Below are 17,204 nucleotides of genomic sequence, written 5' to 3' on the forward strand. Positions count from 1 at the left end.
TTTAAATGGTAACGATAACCATTACTAATTAGATGTGGTGCATGACTGGAAGCTACGTATCCCTGACCTCAGTGTCGTTCGGCTACAACCACATCCAGGTACTGAACGACTTCACCGTGAAGATGCGGGCCGAGTCGGCAACCGCGGTGGTCGGGGCCAACGGCTGCGGGAAGTCGACAGTGCTCGGTTTGATTGCCGGAGTCCTGAAACCATCGGCCGGCACCGTGGACTGCGCATCGGAGGTGGCGCTGGCCCCGCAACACAGCCAGGTTGCCGAGAGCTTTCCCATCACAGTGGCCGAGGTGGTCGCCATGGGCCGGTGGCGCAAGCTCGGCCTGTTGCGCCCGATGACAACCGACGACCGGCGCATCGTCGACCACTGGATCAGAACTCTCGGACTGGACCCGCTGCGCAGGCGCCGCATCGGCGAACTGTCCGGCGGGCAACGCCAGCGCGCCCTGGTGGCGCAGGCCTTTGCCCAGCAGGCGCCCGTCGTTGCTCTCGACGAGCCGACCACCGGGATGGACGACGCATCGAAGAAACAGGTGATCAACGCCATTCGTGAACTGGTCGCAACCGGCCACACGGTCGTGGTGGCCACCCATGACCCGGACCTGGCGCGGGCCTGCGACCACACGGTGGCTCTACCCTGAGGACATGGCTGCAATCGATCTGAACGCTGATCTGGGCGAAGGCTTCGGCGTGTGGGATCTGGGCGACGACGACGCGATGCTGGCAGTTGTGACCAGCGCGAACGTGGCGTGCGGCTTCCACGCCGGCGACCCGGCCCGGCTGGCCAGGACCTGCCGCGCCGCCGCAGAGCACGGCGTTCGGATCGGCGCACAGGTGAGCTATCGCGACCTGGCCGGATTCGGGCGTCGGTTCATCGATGTCGACATCGATGATCTCCGGGCCGACGTGATCTATCAGATCGGAGCGCTGGACGCTCTGGCCCGCGTCGCCGGATCGTCGGTGGCCTATGTCAAACCCCATGGGGCGCTCTACAACTCGATAGTCAAGCACCGTGACCAGGCACGCGCCGTCGCCGAGGCCGTGGCAGCGGTGAACCCGGCACTGCCGGTGCTGGGCCTGCCCGGATCGGTGTTTCTCCAACAGGCGCGACAACTCGGGTTGCGCACCGTCGCCGAGGCATTCGCCGACCGCGCCTACACACCCGACGGGCAACTGGTGTCCCGTCGCGAACCCGGCGCAGTCCTGCACGACCCGAACCAGATCGCCGACCGCGTGCTGGCCATGATCGAGACCGGACACCTCACCGCCGTCGACGGCTCCGCCACCCCCGTCCGCGCGGAGTCGGTGTGCGTACACGGCGATTCTCCCGGCGCGGTGCAGATAGCCAACGCCGTCCGGGACCGGTTGACGGCCGCCGGCGTCGAACTGACGCCGTTCGTCTAACGTTCGCGGCCATCCAGCTCGTAGCGAATCAGCCGGGAGCTGTTGGCCACCACGGCCACCGACGAGGCGTTGTGCAGGATCGCCGCCATGACCGGTGACAGACCACCGCCGGCTCCGAGCAACAGACCGAAGGCATTGACGGCAATGGACATCGCGTAGTTCTGCCGGATCACCTCGACCGCGTGTCCACCGAGAGCGCGCACGTCGAGCAACCGGCGCAGATCGTCACCGGCCAACGCCACGTCGGCGGTCTCGACGGCGACGTCGGTGCCGCCCAGTCCCATGGCGATCCCGATATCCGCGGCCGCCAGCGCAGGGGCGTCGTTGACGCCGTCGCCCACCATGGCCACGATGTAGCCCTCGTCGTGCAGCATCCGGACGGCATCGAGCTTGTCCTCGGGCAGCACCTCGGCGCGCCACTCCGTGATGCCGAGTTCTTCTGCAACGGCACGAGCGGTCTCCGGGTGATCACCGGTCAGCATGACGATCCGTTGAACTCCACTGGCGCGCAAGGCGTCCAGAACCGGCTTGGCCTCCGGCCGAACTTCGTCGCGCAGGCTGATCAACCCCACCAGGGTGCCGTCGACCGCCAGCAACAGCGGTGTCTCCGCCTCGGCGCGCAACCGGTGCACCCAGTCCTCGGCGGCGGTCGTGACGTCGACATTCTCACGGGCCAGCAACGCCGGGCTGCCCAGCAGCAACACCCTGCCGTCGGCCTGGGTGCGCATGCCGAGACCGACGAGCACCTCGCACTCCTCATGCGGCGGGATCGCGATGTGGCGTTCCTCGGTGGATCGGATGACCGCTTCGGCAAGCGGGTGACGGGAATGGATCTCAGAGCTGGCGGCATAGGCCAGCACCTGCTCGGGCAGCCAATCGTCGTGAAAGCTCACGATGTTGGTGACGACGGGTCGGCCGTTGGTGAGGGTGCCGGTCTTGTCGAACACGATGGCGTCCACACGACCGGCCTCTTCGAGATGCGCTCCGCCCTTGATCAGGATGCCGCGCCGTGCCCCGTTGCCGATGGCGGCGCTGATGGCCGTCGGCGTGGACAGTCCCACCGCGCAGGGGCAGGCCACCAACAGCATGGTCATCGCCCGTCGGACGTCGCCTGTCAGCAGCAGGGTGATTCCGGATACCAGGAACGACGCGGGCACAAAGCGCCTCGAGAAGTTCTCTCCCACAGTCTGAATGGGCGCCCGGTGCTGCTGCGCCTCCTCGACCCGGCTGACGATCCTGCCGATGGTGGTGTCCTTGCCCACAGCCGTCGCCCTGACCACCAGTCGGCCGCGCACCAGCACGGACCCGGCGTGCACCCGACTGCCGTCGGTGAGGGTGACCGGCAGATTCTCCCCGGTGATGGCTGACTGGTCCACCACGGCTTCGCCGGCGACGACCTCGCCGTCGACGGGTACCGCCACCTGTTCGTGCACCACCACATGGTCGCCGACCCGCAGCGCGTCGATGGACACCTGGACCTCGGTGCCGTCCGGCAGTTGGGTCCACGCGGTGTCCTGATTGCCCTGCAACAGGTTGGCGATGGCCCGACGGGTGCGGCGCAGCGTCAGATCCTGCAGGTACTCACCGATGTTCAGCAGCCACAGCACCGTCAGGGCCACCACGTTCTCCCGCAGCACCAGGCTGGCCACGGTCGCCGCGGAGACCAGCAGGTCCGTACCGGCGGCCTTGCCCCCACGCAGTGAACGCAGCGCACCGCGCAGGAACGGGTAACCGGTGGCGATGGTGACACCGGTGGCGAAAGTGCGACTGGCGGGCCCCAGCAGCGGCGTGCGGCGCAGTCCGTACCTTCGGAAACCCAACAGCGCCAAGGCCGCACCGCCCAGCGCTATCCGCACGACGTCACCGTTGCGGATGTCCGCCGAACGGGGCGTACGTGCCGGGACAAGGCTGCGGTCCACATCCATCGCGTCGCGCAGAGTGGCCAAGACGGCGGCGGTGTCACACCGCGACGGCGAGTACCAGACCACCACCGAACCCGTGCGCGGGTAGGCGTGCACGGTCCGCACACCCACCACTTCGTCGATGGCGTCTTCGATGGCCACTGCGCGCAGCGGATCAGCGCGCAGCGCGGGCACCTCGACCCGCAGCCGGCCCGCCGCGTCGGAGAGCAGCGTCAGATCCGACACCGGTCAGTGGTCGTGATCGTGCTCGACGGCCACCGCGGGCGGTGCCACTTCCTCGCCGATGCGTTCCTTGGCCTCGGCCACCACGTCGGCCACCTTCAAGCGGGCAGCTTCGGCCCCCTCTTCGGCCTTGCGGGCGCCGCGCAGGGCGACCGCTGTGGTGGACACCGCCGCCTCATGGAGGGGCGCCTTGGCGACGGCCTTGCGGACCAGTTCGTAGGCCGCCACCCCGACAGCCCCGGTAACCACCGTGGATGCAGCTTTGGCAAGAAAGCCGGACAGAACCATGGCACCCTCCTCAGGGAATTGGCAACGATTACCAATAACCTACCTCCATGTCGGCTCCCATGGGCAACCGCACCAGCGACCGGTCGATGGTGCTGCTCATCGGCGTACTCCTGTTGGCGGCGCTGGCCAGCGGCCTGTTCCGCGAGGTGGTGCTCGATCAACCCCGCCTGGCCACCGCCGCCACGGTGTTCAGCGGTGTCTTCGTCCAGGCGCTGCCATTCCTGGCGTTCGGTGTGGTGATCAGCGGTCTGGTGGCCGCGTTCGTCACGCCGGATCTGTTGACCCGCCGGCTGCCCAGGCGCACCACCCCCGCGGTACTGGTCGCAGGTGTGGGCGGGGCCGCCCTGCCAGGATGTGAATGCGCGTCGGTCCCGGTGGCGCGCCGACTGTTCGGCGACGGCGGTGATGACTCCGGGCAAGTCGCCGGGCACAACTCCCGGCAGGGCGCCGCCGCGCTGACGTTCATGCTCTCGGCGCCCGCCATCAACCCGGTGGTACTGGTGTCCACCGCGGTGGCCTTCCCCGGCCATCCGGAGATGGTGCCCGCACGATGCGGCGCCTCACTGCTGACCGCGGTCATCATGGGATTGGTGTGGGCCCGGTGGGGCAAGGCCCGATGGATCACCCGGACTCCGCCGAAGCTCGACGTTGACAACGCATCTCGCTCGACGGTGTTCATCGAGGCCGCCCGTCACGACTTCCTGCAGGCAGGCGCCTATCTGGTGCTCGGCGCAGCCGCAGCAGCCCTGTTGCACGTGCTGGTGCCGTCCTGGGTGTACACCCATCTGGCCGGCCAGCTGATACTCGGCATCCTCACCATGGCGGTGCTGGCCGTGGTGCTGTCGCTGTGCTCGGAGGCCGACGCCTTCGTGGCCGCCAGCCTGTCGATGCTGCCACTGGTGCCACGGCTGGTGTTCCTGGTGGTGGGACCGGCCGTCGATGTGAAACTGTTCGCCATGCAGGCCGGGATGTTCGGGCGTGCGTTCGCGATCCGTTTCGCACCCGCGACGTTCGCGGTCGCGACAGTCTGCGCCAGTGTGGTCGGCTTGGTGACGGTCGGATGACCCGCGAGGCCGAGAACATGCTGCTGCTCCTGGTGGGTCTGAGCGGCGTGATGATCGCCGCGACCGGCGCCTACACCCGCTACGTGAAGCCGACGATGCTGCCGTGGCTGCTGGCGGGCTCAATCGTGGTGGTTCTGCTGGCGGTCCTCGCGATGGTCGCCGACATCCGCCGCGGCGGGGCGCCCGGCCACCAGCACCGCTCCCCCATGCTGTGGCTACTGGCCCTGCCCGTGGTGATCCTGCTGTTCATCAGCCCACCCCCCATCGGAGCCCGGGCAGTCGACACCACCGCGGCCGCGACACCGGTCACCGCACGCCATCCGTTTGCGCCGCTGCCACCCGGTCCAACGCCGGACGTCAGCGTTCCCGACGTGCTGATGCGCGTGGCGCAGGACAGCGCGGGCACTCTGGACCACAGGCGGATCTCGGTGACCGGCTTCGTAATTCACGCCGGCGACAACGTAGATCTCGGGCGAGTGGTGATAATCTGCTGCGCCGCCGACGCCCAGCTGGCGCGCCTTCGCCTCGGCGGCACCGCTGCCACGGAGGCAGCCCGGTTTCCCGACGACACGTGGTTGCGGGTCGAAGGTGAGGTCCAGCCCGGTCCGGTTCTCGACATCGACTCCGTCACGCAGATCCAGACGCCATCCAACCCGTACGCGTACTGACCCTTAGGGTTGACGGGTGCACGTGCGACTCGGCAGACCCCAGATCTCGGGACATGCCGGGAAGTTCGACGTTCCTGCCGCGACACCGCAGTCACCGCTGTCGGTGACCTGGATGGGGGTGTCCACGCTGCTGATCGACGACGGCGCCTCGGCAATCCTCACCGACGGATTCTTCTCCCGGCCCGGTCTGGCGCGCGTGGGTTTCGGCATGCTCGCACCGTCGATCCCCCGGATCGAGGGCTGCCTGACCCGAGCCGGCATCCGCCGACTGGACGCGGTGCTGCCGGTGCACACTCATTTTGATCACGCCCTGGACAGCGCCGCCGTGGCAGAACGCACCGGCGCGCTGCTGGTCGGCGGAGAGTCGGCGGCCAACATCGGCCGCGGTCACGGTCTGCCGGAAGACCGGATCCTGGTCGCGTCGTCAGGCGAGGCGATCGAGCTGGGTTCCTTTCAGGTGACCCCGGTGGCGTCGCACCACTGCCCACCCGATCGGTTCCCCGGCGTCATCGCAGCTCCCGTGCGCACCCCCGCAAGGGCCTCGGCGTACAAATGCGGAGAAGCCTGGTCGCTGTTGATCCTGCATCGCCCCACCGGGCGCACGCTGTTGATCCAGGGCAGCGCCGGATTCATCCCCGGGGTGCTGGCGGGGCTGCACGCCGAGGTGGCCTATCTCGGGGTGGGGAACCTCGGAGTGCTGCCCGAGAACTACCTGCGGGACTATTGGGAGCACACGGTTCGGGCCGTCGGCGCCAGGACGGTCATCGCAATCCACTGGGACGACTTCTCGAGGCCACTGTCGAAACCCTTGCGGGCGTTGCCCTTCGCGATTGACAACCTGGACTCCTCGATGCGGGACCTGCAGGCGCTGGCCGACATCGACGGAGTGTCACTGCACCTGCCAAGTGTCTGGCGACCTGAGGATCCCTGGGGGTGACCGGCACCCTGCTTCTGTCGCTGACACTGCTGGTCCTGGTCCTGGGCTTCGCGATCGCCCGGCCCAAGGGGTGGCCCGAGGCGGTGGCCGCGGTACCCGCCGCACTGCTGCTGATCCTGATCAGCGCCGTCTCGGTGGACGACGCGTTGGCCGAGACCGAGCGGCTGCTGCCGGTGGTGGCCTTCCTGGCCGCAGTGCTGGTGCTGGCACAGCTCTGTGATGACGAAGGGCTTTTCGGGACGTTCGGGGCGCTGATGGCCCGCGCCAGCGCGGGCGCGCCGAAGCGGCTACTGGGCCAGGTGTTCCTGCTCGCGTCTGCCACCACCGCCGTGCTGTCCCTGGATGCGACGGTGGTACTGCTGACCCCCGTGGTGCTGGCCACTGCCGCCACGCTGCGGGTTCCGTCGCGTCCGCACGCCTACGCCACCGCGCACCTGTCGAACACCGCGTCTTTGCTGCTCCCGGTGTCCAACCTGACCAACCTGCTGGCATTCGCCATGCTGGACATGTCGTTTGTGCAGTTCACGCTGTTGATGGCCGCGCCGTGGGTAGTTGCGGTCGCTGCGGAGTACGTACTGTTGCGGGTGGTGTTCCGCAAGGACCTGGCGCCGGTGGCACGCACCGAGCCGGCGGAAAAACCCGAACTGCCGGTGTTCGTGCTGGTGGTCTTGGGGCTGACACTGGCCGGTTTCGCCGCCACCTCCTTTGTCGGAGTCGATCCGGTGTGGGCGGCGCTGGCCGGTGTGTTGGTGTTGGGTGCCCGCAGTCTGGCCCAGAGACGAAGCACACTGGCCGGGATCGCCCGTTCGGCGAACGCACCGTTCCTGGCCTTCGTGCTGGCGCTCGGCGTCGTGGTCCAGGCAGTCATGACCGCCGGTCTGGAGTCCGCGATGCAGCGAGTGCTGCCGTCGGGAACCGGGCTGGCGGCGCTGCTGGGGTATGCGATCGTGGCGGCCGTGCTGGCCAACCTGGTGAACAACCTGCCCGCCGTGCTGGTGCTGTTGCCCTTGGTGTCGGCGGCCGGTCCGGCTGCGGTGCTGGCAGTGTTGATCGGCGTCAACATCGGACCCAACCTGACCTATGTCGGTTCCCTGTCGAACCTGTTGTGGCGCAGGGTGTTGACCAGTCGCGGCACCCGCACCAACGCCGCCGAGTTCAGTCTGCTCGGACTTCTGACGGTCCCGGTGTCACTGGTGCTTGCGGTGATTGCGCTGTGGGGTGCCGTGCAGGTGTTCGGCGTCAGCTGAGCCGCTGATACGCCGGCGGCAGCGCCATACCGCGCTCGGCCATCACCTGGCGCAGCAGCGTCGGGTAGTCGGTGATGATGCCGTCCACCCCGTCATCGATCAGTACGCGCATGGTGTCGGCGTCGTTGACGGTCCACGGCACCACGGTCAGCCCCGCGGCGTGCGCCCGCTGCACCAGGGCGGCGTCCACCAGCTTGTAGTAGGGCGAGGCGATGTCGGCACCCACGGCCAGCACGCCCTCGATCGGATCGGTGATCACCGCGGGATCGATACCGTTCAGCCATGGCGATCCGGGCACCCAGGTGGTGTCGTCCCACAAGGCCACCAGCGGGATCGACGGTTCAGCGGCCCGGACCATCGGCAACGTGCGCCAGTCGAAGCTCTGGATCTCCACCTTGTCCGTCTTGCCGGCGACCCGCACGGCGTCGAGGATGACCTCGACAAAACGCTGTGGTGGCGCGGACTTCTCGGGCGCGTCCGCCTCGACCTTGGTCTCGATGTTGTAGCGCACCTGCGCACCGTAGGAGGCCGCCAGTGCGAACACCTCGGGCAGCATCGCGATCCGGTTGCCATGCACCACTTCGGCATCGGGGTAGGCAGCGAGCAGCTTTCCGCAGTCCAGGGTGCGCAGCTGATCGGCGGTGAGGTCCACGACCAGCTTGCCGACGTACGGGTAGGCCGGGTCACCCGGGAACACCGGCGCGGTATCGGCACACTTGTCCGCCTGGATCACCGGATCGTGCCACACCATCGGTTGGTCGTCGGCCGACAGCACGATGTCGAGTTCCAGTGTGCTGACGCCGAGTTCGATCGATTTGGCGAAGGCCCGCAGTGATTCCTCGGTGGTCTCCCCGCGGCCACCGCGATGGGACTGCAGATCGAACTCCGCGGGTTCGGCAGATGCTGGCGGAGCCGCAGCAACCGCGAACGTCAGGGCCGCCAACGCGGCGAAGGTGCGCACACTGTCGACGTTAGCGGTGATCAGTGCCCGATGCCGCCCGGCACCGAGATGTCACCGAGTGTTCAATTGCGGCGCTGGCGTGCGATCTCGGCCAGCACCACACCAGCTGCCACCGAAGCGTTCAGCGACTCCGTGGGGCCGGCCATCGGGATGGAGACGATGGCATCGCAGTGCGATCGCACCAACCGCGACAACCCTTTTCCTTCCGATCCCACAACCACCACCACAGGACCGCTGGCGTCCAACTGGTCCAAGGTGGTGTCGCCTTCGGCGTCCAGACCGATGACCGTGAGGCCGGCGTCGGACCAATCCTTCAGTGTCCGATTGAGATTGGTGGCTCGTGCCACCGGCAGCCGGGCCGCTGCCCCGGCACTGGTGCGCCAGGCGACCGCGGTGACCGAGGCCGAACGACGCTGCGGAATCACCACACCCTGTCCACCGAAGGCAGCCACCGACCGCACGATGGCGCCGAGGTTACGCGGATCGGAGATGTTGTCCAGCGCCACCAGCAGAGCCGGGTGCACATCGGACTTGGCGTTACGCAGCATGTCATCGGGGTGGGCGTAGATGTACGGCGGCACCTGCAAGGCGATGCCCTGGTGCAGGCCGTTGGTGCTCATCCGGTCCAGATCGGTGCGGGGCACCTCCAGAATCGGGATACCGGAATCAGCTGCGCGCGTGACGGATTCGGTGAGCCGTTCGTCGGCCTCGGCACCGAGGGCCACGTACAGCGCGGTGGCGGGCACCCCGGCCCGCAGACACTCCACCACGGGATTGCGCCCGAGCACCATCTCGGTGTCGTCGGTTTTCTTGGGCCGCCCCTGCGCCGCCTTGGCGGCCCGGTTGGCCTTCTTGGCCGCTGGATGGTTGGGACGCTGATGAGCCGGTGGTGTTGCGCCACGACCTTCGAGACCGCGGCGACGAACGCCGCCGGAACCCACGGTAGGTCCCTTCTTGGTTCCGGCTTTGCGCACCGCGCCTCGGCGCTGCGAGTTGCCAGCCACCTTCAGACCTCTTCTTTTCGGTTGTTGTCCAACAGTGCCCACTGCGGACCGTCGGCGGTGTCGGTGACGTCGATACCGGCCTCTTTGAGCCGGTCGCGGATCTGGTCGGCGGCGGCCCAGTCACGCGCTGCACGGGCTTCGGCCCGGCCGGCCAGGGCCCAGTGCACCAGGACGTCCACCGCGGCCAGTGCGGCCGAGGTCTCGTCGCGCAGCTCCCAACGCTCATCGAGGGGGTCACAGCCGAGGATCCCCATCATGGCGCGGATGGACGTGGCCGCCGCCATGGCTGCGTCGTGATCACCGGCGTCGAGCGCGCGGTTGCCGTCCGCTCGGGTGGCGTGCACCTCGGCCAGTGCCATCGGCACCGAAAGGTCGTCGTCGAGAGCGGCGGCGAACTTCTCGGTCCAGGTGCCGGGCACCACCGCACCCACCCGGGTGCGGACCCGGTGCAGGAAGTCCTCGATGCCGGTGTAGGCCTTCACCGCGTCCTGCAGCGCCACCTCGGTGAACTCCAGCATCGAGCGATAGTGCGCGCTGCCCAGGTAGTAGCGCAGCTCTGCGGGCCGAACACGTTGCAGCACAGCCGGAATGGACAAGACATTGCCCAGCGACTTGCTCATCTTCTCGCCACCCATGGTGACCCAGCCGTTGTGCAGCCAGTATTGGGCGAAGCCGTCTCCGGCCGCCCGCGCCTGGGCTATTTCGTTCTCGTGGTGCGGGAAGATCAGATCCATACCGCCGCAGTGGATGTCGAACTCGGCACCGAGGTACTCGTGGGCCATCGCCACACACTCGGAGTGCCAGCCCGGACGTCCGCGGCCCCACGGAGTCGGCCACGCCGGCTCCCCTGGTTTGGCGCCCTTCCACAGGGTGAAGTCGCGCTGGTCACGCTTGCCCGTGGCCACACCTTCACCCTGGTGCACGTCGTCGACGCGATGCCCCGACAGCGCCCCGTACTCCGGGAAGCTCATGACGTCGAAGTACACGTCACCTGCACCGGTGTAGGCGTGCCCACCGTCGATCAGCCGCTCGATCAGTTCGACAATCTGGGTGATGTGCCCGGTAGCCCGGGGTTCGGCAGACGGCGGCAGCACCCCGAGGGCGTCGTAGGCCGCGGAAAACGCCCGTTCATGGGTGGCGGCCCACTCCCACCAGGGCCGGCCCGCAGCGGCGGCCTTGGTGAGGATCTTGTCGTCGATGTCGGTGACGTTGCGGATGAAGGCCACGTCCAGTCCCTTGGCGAGCAGCCAGCGGCGAAGCACGTCGAACGCCACGCCGCTGCGAACATGCCCGATGTGGGGTAGACCCTGCACAGTGGCGCCACAGAGGTAGATGGAGACGTGACCGGCACGCACCGGGACGAATTCACGCACGGCACCGGACATGGTGTCGTGGAGTCGCAGGCCGGTCACGACGTGCCAGCTTACCGGCCGATCAGGCCTCGGCCGTCATCGGTAACACCAGCGCGGTCGCAACCGCGGCCATACCCTCGCCGCGACCGGTCAGACCCAGGCCGTCGGTGGTGGTGGCCGACACCGACACCGGGGCGCCCAACAGCTCTGACAGCAGCAGTTGCGCCTCGTCGCGGCGGGGGCCGATCTTGGGCCGGTTCGCGATCACCTGCACCACCGCGTTGCCGATCCGGTAGTCGTGTTCGGTGAGCAGCGACCGCACGTGGCGCAACATGTCCGCACCGGTCACCCCCGCCCAGCGGGGGTCGTCGACACCGAACACTGCGCCGATGTCGCCCAGCCCCGCCGCTGACAGCAGCGCATCGCAGAGGGCGTGGGCGGCGACGTCGCCGTCGGAGTGGCCCGCGCAGCCGTCGGCGCCGCCGAAATACAGGCCCAGCAGCCAGCAGGGACGACCGGGTTCGATCGGATGGACGTCGGTACCCAGACCGACCCGGGGTATCGTCACCGGCTCACCAGCGCTTCGGCCAGCACCAGGTCCATCGGAGTGGTGATCTTGAAGGCCATCGGATCTCCCGGGACGGTCTGCACCTGCCCGCCGATACTCTCCACCATCGAGGCGTCGTCGGTGAAGACACCGGTACGGCCGTAAGCACGCCGGAGCACGTCGGCAGTGAATCCCTGGGGCGTCTGCACCGCACGCAGCCCAGCGCGCTCGGGGGTACCAAGCACCACCCCATTGGCGTCCACCGCCTTGATGGTGTCCGCCAACGGAAGCGCCGGGACCGCGGCGGTATGCCCTTCTTCGAGGGATTGCACCACTCGGGCAATCAGCGCGGGCGGTGTCAACGGGCGGGCAGCGTCGTGCACCAAGACAAAATCGGCGTCCGCGGCAGCATCAAGGGCCGCACGCACGGATTCGGTGCGATCAGCACCACCGGCAACCACCCGGACATCAAAATCAGGATCGCCGAGGATCAGCGCCGACTCGTCCGTCCGCGTCGCAGGCACAGCCACCACAACGGCGTCGACGACACCCGACTCACGCAGCCCGGTGATCGCACGTTCGATAAGAGTGAGCCCGCCCAGATGGACGAATGCTTTGGGAAGTCCGGCCGCCAGCCGTTCACCTGAACCGGCGGCCGGAACTATCGCAACAGTGCGCACCGTCAGGAAGCGGTGGCCAGAACCTCGTCGAGGATGGTCTCGGCCTTGGCGTCATCGGTGTTCTCGGCGAGCGCGAGCTCACCCACCAGGATTTGACGGGCCTTGGCCAGCATGCGCTTCTCGCCTGCCGAGAGCCCACGCTCCTGATCGCGGCGCCACAGGTCGCGGACGACCTCAGCAACCTTGTTCACGTCACCCGACGCGAGCTTCTCGAGATTGGCCTTGTAGCGGCGCGACCAGTTGGTCGGCTCCTCGGTGTGAGGCGCGCGCAGAACCTGGAACACCTTGTCCAGACCCTCCTGCCCGACCACATCACGCACACCGACATACTCGGCATTATCAGCGGGAACGCGAACCGTGAGATCGCCCTGAGAAACCTTGAGAACGAGGTATTCCTTCTGCTCGCCCTTGATGGTTCGGGTTTCGATCGCTTCGATCAATGCAGCACCGTGGTGTGGATAGACGACGGTGTCTCCGACCTTAAAAATCATCAGTTTCGAGCCCCTTTCGCATAGCCAGGATAGCACGGTAGCGAAACAGGCGTGTTCCAACGATGCAGGTCAGGGGGCACAACCGCGGCCACAGGGGGTTGACATGGGTCAGATTCCGTGCAACGGGCGAGGATCACGGGGCCTGCACCTGCCCACCCCGGACACCTTCAGCAATCCCCGAAGTCACACCTGCTGATGATCTTGAATAGCCCTCAGGCAACCCTTGGGTACCGCCGCGCCCTGGCACCTACTACAGTCCATAGTCGAAAATCCACAGCCGAACGAACAACCCAGAGTCGATCTCGTGGCGGCCAGTAGCAGGAGGCTCTCAGTGCGGACGGACAGCACCATCAAGAAGATCTTCGGGATCTCCCTGTTCTCGGTGTGCGCGGCCACCGCTCTGGTGGGCTGCGGCGCCGGCCAGATCTCTCAGGTCGCCACCCAGGAGCCTGCCATCAACGGCACCGGTGGCACCGTCGAGAACGTCACGCTGCGCAACGTCCACATCCAGGCCGTGCAGACCACCGACGCGCTGGAACCCGGCACCGATGTCGACTTGATCTTCACCGCCACCAACCAGTCCCCCGATACCGCCGACCGCCTGGTGAGCATCACCTCCGAGGTCGGCACCGTGACCTTGAGCGGCAACACCGAACTGGCCGCGGGCGGGCTGCTCGAGGTCGGCCAGCCCGACGGAATCGAGGAGCTGGCCGCACTCAAGGAATCCGCTGACGGCGCCGAGGCCACCGTCGCGCTGACAGAACCCATCAGCAACGGTCTGACCTACCCCTTCACGTTCACCTTCGAGCGGGCCGGCGAGAAGGTTCTCGAGGTGCCGATCTCGGCGGGTAACTCCGGCCGCCAGGCGGCCACCGGCGTCGGCCCCGGAGAGGGCGGGCACTAGGTCGGTCGCCGGGAGAGCGGGCCGGCCTGCCTCTGCCACTGACCCCGAGCTCGACCATGCGTGTCTGATGCCGATGTGTCGGACACGGCGGTTACGGTCACGCCGTGGCTAAAACCGGAGGCACCAAAGCTCGCTCGCAGTATCGCTGTTCGGAATGCCAGCACGTCACGGCCAAATGGGTGGGCCGGTGCCCGGAATGCGGCACCTGGGGCACCGTCGATGAAGCGCCGGTGCTCACCGCACTGGGCGGCACCTCGCTACGACAGATCGCGCCGTCCTCGGCAGCAGTGCCCATCAGCGCAGTCGACCCCGCCCGCACCCGACACGTCAAGACCGGCGTCAGCGAACTCGACCGCGTGCTCGGCGGAGGTATCGTCCCCGGTTCGGTGACTCTCCTGGCCGGTGATCCCGGGGTGGGCAAGTCCACCCTGCTGCTCGAGGTGGTGCACCGCTGGGCGCAGAAAGGCATGCGCGCGCTGTACATCTCCGGCGAGGAATCGGCCGGCCAGATCCGGATGCGCGCCGAACGCACCGGATGCACGCATGACGAGGTGTATCTGGCCGCGGAGTCGGATCTGCACACCGTGCTGGCGCACATCGAGGCCGTCAAACCCAGCCTGGTCATCGTCGACTCCGTCCAGACACTGTCCACCACCGACACCGACGGAGTCACCGGCGGTGTCACCCAGGTGCGGGCCATCACCACGGCGCTGACCGGCTATGCGAAGTCCGCCGCGGGTCCGGGCGTGGCGATCATCCTCGTGGGCCACGTCACCAAGGACGGCGCCATTGCAGGGCCGCGGTCACTCGAACACCTCGTGGATGTCGTCCTGCACTTCGAAGGCGACCGCAACACCGCGCTGCGGCTGGTCCGCGGAATCAAGAACCGCTTCGGCGCCGCCGACGAAGTGGGCTGTTTTCTGTTGCACGAGAACGGAATCGAGGGGGTCGCCGATCCGTCGGGACTGTTCTTGGATCAGCGCCCGGAACCTGTGCCCGGCACGGCTGTCACCGTGGCGCTCGACGGTAAGCGCCCGCTGGTCGGAGAGATCCAGGCGCTCATCGGCCAGGAGGCGGCCTCGCCCCGGCGGGCGGTCAGCGGTGTGGATCATTCGCGTGCCGCGATGGTGGCGGCGGTGCTGGAGGCCAGGGCCGGCCTGAGCATGGGCAAACGCGACATCTACCTGTCCACCGTCGGGGGCATGCGGCTCACCGATCCGTCAGCCGATCTGGCGGTGGCGCTGGCCATGGCCACCGCTTACGCGGGTACCTGTCTGCCGGCAGCCACCATCGTCTTCGGCGAAGTGGGCCTGGCCGGTGACCTGCGCCGGGTGACGGGGATGGACCGTCGCCTCGCCGAAGCCTCCCGGCTCGGCTTCAACCGGGCGATCGTGCCGCAGGGCGCCATGGACACCAGGAACAAGGGCATCAAGAACATGCACATCCTCGAGGCCTCGACCGTCAGCGCGGCGTTGCGAGCCATGTTCAACATCGCCGTCCAGCCGTCCAGCAAACCCACCGAGGTGCGGATGGGAGCCCGACCGGACCTCAAAGTGGTGGACGGTGACACGCGGGAGATCGCCACAGGCGACAATGACATGCTGTGACGCCGACCAACAAGCCGACACTGCGTGAGACGGTGGGGCGCCTGGCGCCCGGCACCGCGCTGCGGGACGGCTTGGAACGCATTCTTCGTGGCCGCACCGGTGCGCTGATCGTGCTGGGCTACGACGACAGCGTCGAGGCCATCTGCGACGGCGGGTTCGCCATCGACGTGCGCTACGCACCCACCCGTCTGCGTGAACTGTCGAAGATGGACGGTGCCGTGGTGCTGTCCACCGACGGCAGCCGGATCATGCGAGCCAACGTGCAGTTGGTGCCGGATCCCTCGATCCCGACCGACGAGTCGGGCACCCGGCACCGCTCAGCGGAGCGCTCGGCCATCCAGACCGGCTTCCCGGTGATCTCGGTCAGCCATTCCATGAGCATCGTGACGGTGTACGTCGCAGGCGAACGTCACGTGGTGGCCGATTCGGCGACCATCCTGTCGCGAGCCAACCAGGCCATCGCCACACTCGAGCGCTACAAGGCCCGCCTCGACGAGGTGAGCAGGCAACTGTCCACCGCCGAGATCGAGGACTTCGTGACGCTGCGGGATGTGATGACCGTGGTGCAGCGACTCGAGTTGGTCCGGCGGATCAGCCAGGAGATCGACAACGACGCGGTGGAACTGGGAACCGACGGCAGGCAGCTGCGGCTGCAGCTGGAAGAACTTCTCGGCGGCAATGACACCGCCCGTGAACTGATCGTGCGCGACTACCACGCCAATCCCGAACCGCCCACCAAGGCGCAAGTGGCCAGCACCCTCGATGAACTCGACAGCCTGTCGGACACCGAGCTTCTGGACTTCACCGCGCTGGCACGGGTGTTCGGCTATCCCTCCACCGTCGAGGCACAGGACATTGCGCTGGCCGCCCGCGGCTATCGCGCCATGGCGGGCATTCCACGGCTGCAGTTCGCCCATGTGGATCTGCTGGTTCGGGCTTTCGGGTCGCTACAGGGCCTCCTGGCAGCCAGTGCCACCGATCTGCAGTCGGTCGAGGGCATCGGCTCCATGTGGGCCCGCCACGTCAGAGAGGGGCTGTCCCAGCTCGCCGAGTCGACGATCGCCGACCGGTTGGTCTAGGTCGCCTCAACCGACCGGAGCAGGCGCTGCCGGGGCCGGTGCCGGTTCGACCGGCTGCGCACCTGGAGGCGGAACCTCGACCGGTGGTGGCGGCGCATTGGGATCGGCCAGGATGAACGGCACCGTCGCCGACCTCAGGTTGCCCAGCTGGACCACCAGGTTGTAGGTGCCGGGACCGATCGGCTGACGGGGCAGCGGGCACTGCACCTCCGAACCCATCCCGGTCCAGGTGACCTCGGTGGTCACCTGCTCGCCGGGGGCGAAGGTCTTGACCAGCGTCTCGTTGGACGGCGCGCAGTCGAGGTTGGACCACAGCCGCTGGTTGTCCAGCGAGTACACATAGGCGGCCAGTACCGCGGCACCGACATCACGCTGGCAGGCCACCAGGCCGATATTGGTGACCACCATGGTGAACTTCGGTTGATCGCCCATGGCGTACTGCGGCTGGCTGGTGATGCCCTTGACGGCCAGCGTCGAGTCGGGGCAGTCATCGCCTTCCTGCAGCACGGGCGGCGGCACGACGGCGACGGTGGGCGTCGGCGTGGGCGGCGGCGCCTCCACTGCAGGCGGCACCACCGGCGACTTCACCTCGGGGGTCGGGGTGGGAGCCAGCGGACCCTGCGCGGTGTTGGCCTGGTCGTCGCCGGTGTTCTGAGGCTCGGTCGAGGAACCACCACTGGTGACGACCACCAGGACGATCGCCACCACGACGGCGATGACGAAAACCGCGATACCCAGAGCCAACGCCCGGCGTCGGCGATAGATCTCCGGCGGGAGTTGACGATGAGGTTCGGTTTCCAGCACTTACTCACGGT

Annotated in this window: 18 protein-coding genes; 9 read left to right on the forward strand and 9 right to left on the reverse strand. The window is 67.6% G+C overall.

The window, feature by feature from the left end; genetic code table 11:
• Nucleotides 1-41: 41 nt before the first annotated feature.
• On the forward strand, nucleotides 42-653 hold the full coding sequence (aztA, locus tag BVC93_RS09425; RefSeq protein WP_236950305.1) for a zinc ABC transporter ATP-binding protein AztA: 612 nt from the start codon (nucleotides 42-44) through the stop codon (nucleotides 651-653).
• A 4-nt stretch (nucleotides 654-657) separates the two neighbouring features.
• Nucleotides 658-1,416, forward strand: coding sequence for a LamB/YcsF family protein (locus BVC93_RS09430; protein ID WP_083736936.1), 759 nt, complete (start codon nucleotides 658-660; stop codon nucleotides 1,414-1,416).
• Here the strand turns inward: BVC93_RS09430 and BVC93_RS09435 are convergent.
• Nucleotides 1,413-3,563, reverse strand: coding sequence for a heavy metal translocating P-type ATPase (locus BVC93_RS09435; protein WP_083736937.1), 2,151 nt, complete (start codon nucleotides 3,561-3,563; stop codon nucleotides 1,413-1,415). The genes BVC93_RS09430 and BVC93_RS09435 overlap by 4 nt on opposite strands.
• A 3-nt stretch (nucleotides 3,564-3,566) precedes the next feature.
• On the reverse strand, nucleotides 3,567-3,848 hold the full coding sequence (locus tag BVC93_RS09440) for a DUF1490 family protein (protein WP_083736938.1): 282 nt from the start codon (nucleotides 3,846-3,848) through the stop codon (nucleotides 3,567-3,569).
• Nucleotides 3,849-3,895: 47 nt separating this feature from the next.
• On the opposite strand from BVC93_RS09440, the gene BVC93_RS09445 reads away from it, so the two are divergent.
• The 4 genes from BVC93_RS09445 to BVC93_RS09460 are packed head-to-tail and all read left to right on the forward strand — an operon-like array spanning nucleotide 3,896 to nucleotide 7,764.
• Nucleotides 3,896-4,912, forward strand: a complete 1,017-nt coding sequence (locus tag BVC93_RS09445; protein ID WP_083736939.1) for a permease — start codon at nucleotides 3,896-3,898, stop codon at nucleotides 4,910-4,912.
• Nucleotides 4,909-5,580, forward strand: a complete 672-nt coding sequence (locus BVC93_RS09450; RefSeq protein ID WP_083736940.1) for a TIGR03943 family putative permease subunit — start codon at nucleotides 4,909-4,911, stop codon at nucleotides 5,578-5,580. Before BVC93_RS09445 ends, BVC93_RS09450 begins: the two co-directional genes overlap by 4 nt.
• 16 nt (nucleotides 5,581-5,596) lie before the next feature.
• Nucleotides 5,597-6,517: an MBL fold metallo-hydrolase gene (locus tag BVC93_RS09455; protein ID WP_083736941.1), complete on the forward strand. Its 921-nt coding sequence runs from the start codon at nucleotides 5,597-5,599 to the stop codon at nucleotides 6,515-6,517.
• An 8-nt stretch (nucleotides 6,518-6,525) separates the two neighbouring features.
• On the forward strand, nucleotides 6,526-7,764 hold the full coding sequence (locus BVC93_RS09460) for an SLC13 family permease (protein WP_083740929.1): 1,239 nt from the start codon (nucleotides 6,526-6,528) through the stop codon (nucleotides 7,762-7,764).
• Here BVC93_RS09460 and BVC93_RS09465 read toward each other — a convergent pair.
• The 6 genes from BVC93_RS09465 to carD form a co-directional block, all read right to left on the reverse strand.
• The gene (locus tag BVC93_RS09465) at nucleotides 7,757-8,725 is read right to left on the reverse strand and encodes a glycerophosphodiester phosphodiesterase (protein ID WP_083736942.1); all 969 of its coding nucleotides are present in this window, start codon (nucleotides 8,723-8,725) and stop codon (nucleotides 7,757-7,759) included. The two genes, BVC93_RS09460 and BVC93_RS09465, sit on opposite strands and share 8 nt — an antisense overlap.
• Nucleotides 8,726-8,787: 62 nt before the next feature.
• Nucleotides 8,788-9,729 carry a 23S rRNA (guanosine(2251)-2'-O)-methyltransferase RlmB gene (gene rlmB, locus BVC93_RS09470; RefSeq protein WP_083736943.1) on the reverse strand — a complete coding sequence of 314 codons (942 nt, stop codon included), beginning with the start codon at nucleotides 9,727-9,729 and terminating at the stop codon, nucleotides 8,788-8,790.
• A gap of 2 nt (nucleotides 9,730-9,731) precedes the next feature.
• Nucleotides 9,732-11,114 carry a cysteine--tRNA ligase gene (cysS, locus tag BVC93_RS09475; protein WP_236950426.1) on the reverse strand — a complete coding sequence of 461 codons (1,383 nt, stop codon included), beginning with the start codon at nucleotides 11,112-11,114 and terminating at the stop codon, nucleotides 9,732-9,734.
• Nucleotides 11,115-11,163: 49 nt separating this feature from the next.
• Nucleotides 11,164-11,649 carry a 2-C-methyl-D-erythritol 2,4-cyclodiphosphate synthase gene (gene ispF, locus BVC93_RS09480; RefSeq protein WP_083736945.1) on the reverse strand — a complete coding sequence of 162 codons (486 nt, stop codon included), beginning with the start codon at nucleotides 11,647-11,649 and terminating at the stop codon, nucleotides 11,164-11,166.
• Nucleotides 11,646-12,308 (reverse strand): 2-C-methyl-D-erythritol 4-phosphate cytidylyltransferase, encoded by a 663-nt coding sequence (gene ispD, locus BVC93_RS09485; RefSeq protein WP_083736946.1) that lies wholly within the window; start codon nucleotides 12,306-12,308, stop codon nucleotides 11,646-11,648. Before ispD ends, ispF begins: the two co-directional genes overlap by 4 nt.
• 2 nt (nucleotides 12,309-12,310) lie before the next feature.
• Nucleotides 12,311-12,799: an RNA polymerase-binding transcription factor CarD gene (gene carD, locus BVC93_RS09490; RefSeq protein WP_083736947.1), complete on the reverse strand. Its 489-nt coding sequence runs from the start codon at nucleotides 12,797-12,799 to the stop codon at nucleotides 12,311-12,313.
• A gap of 331 nt (nucleotides 12,800-13,130) precedes the next feature.
• Between carD and BVC93_RS09495 the strand changes: the two genes are divergently transcribed.
• From BVC93_RS09495 to disA, 3 genes are all read left to right on the forward strand, one after another.
• Entirely contained in the window at nucleotides 13,131-13,703 is a 573-nt protein-coding gene (locus BVC93_RS09495) for a hypothetical protein (RefSeq protein WP_236950306.1), read from the forward strand.
• 104 nt (nucleotides 13,704-13,807) lie between these two features.
• Nucleotides 13,808-15,310: a DNA repair protein RadA gene (gene radA / locus BVC93_RS09500; protein ID WP_083736948.1), complete on the forward strand. Its 1,503-nt coding sequence runs from the start codon at nucleotides 13,808-13,810 to the stop codon at nucleotides 15,308-15,310.
• Nucleotides 15,307-16,389 (forward strand): DNA integrity scanning diadenylate cyclase DisA, encoded by a 1,083-nt coding sequence (gene disA, locus BVC93_RS09505; RefSeq protein WP_083736949.1) that lies wholly within the window; start codon nucleotides 15,307-15,309, stop codon nucleotides 16,387-16,389. Before radA ends, disA begins: the two co-directional genes overlap by 4 nt.
• A gap of 6 nt (nucleotides 16,390-16,395) precedes the next feature.
• Here the strand turns inward: disA and BVC93_RS09510 are convergent, their stop codons facing one another.
• Nucleotides 16,396-17,193 (reverse strand): hypothetical protein, encoded by a 798-nt coding sequence (locus BVC93_RS09510; protein WP_083736950.1) that lies wholly within the window; start codon nucleotides 17,191-17,193, stop codon nucleotides 16,396-16,398.
• Between the last annotated feature and the right edge of the window lie 11 nt (nucleotides 17,194-17,204).

The organism is Mycobacterium sp. MS1601, assembly GCF_001984215.1.
Taxonomy (GTDB): domain Bacteria; phylum Actinomycetota; class Actinomycetes; order Mycobacteriales; family Mycobacteriaceae; genus Mycobacterium.

Coding starts and splice junctions, on each gene's coding strand:
- BVC93_RS09440 (WP_083736938.1), bottom strand. CDS start 3,848: ATGGTTCTGTCCGGCTTTCTTGCCAAAGCTGCATCCACGGTGGTTACC.
- BVC93_RS09445 (WP_083736939.1), top strand. CDS start 3,896: ATGTCGGCTCCCATGGGCAACCGCACCAGCGACCGGTCGATGGTGCTG.
- carD (WP_083736947.1), bottom strand. CDS start 12,799: ATGATTTTTAAGGTCGGAGACACCGTCGTCTATCCACACCACGGTGCT.
- cysS (WP_236950426.1), bottom strand. CDS start 11,114: ATGTCCGGTGCCGTGCGTGAATTCGTCCCGGTGCGTGCCGGTCACGTC.
- aztA (WP_236950305.1), top strand. CDS start 42: ATGACTGGAAGCTACGTATCCCTGACCTCAGTGTCGTTCGGCTACAAC.
- BVC93_RS09450 (WP_083736940.1), top strand. CDS start 4,909: ATGACCCGCGAGGCCGAGAACATGCTGCTGCTCCTGGTGGGTCTGAGC.
- BVC93_RS09430 (WP_083736936.1), top strand. CDS start 658: ATGGCTGCAATCGATCTGAACGCTGATCTGGGCGAAGGCTTCGGCGTG.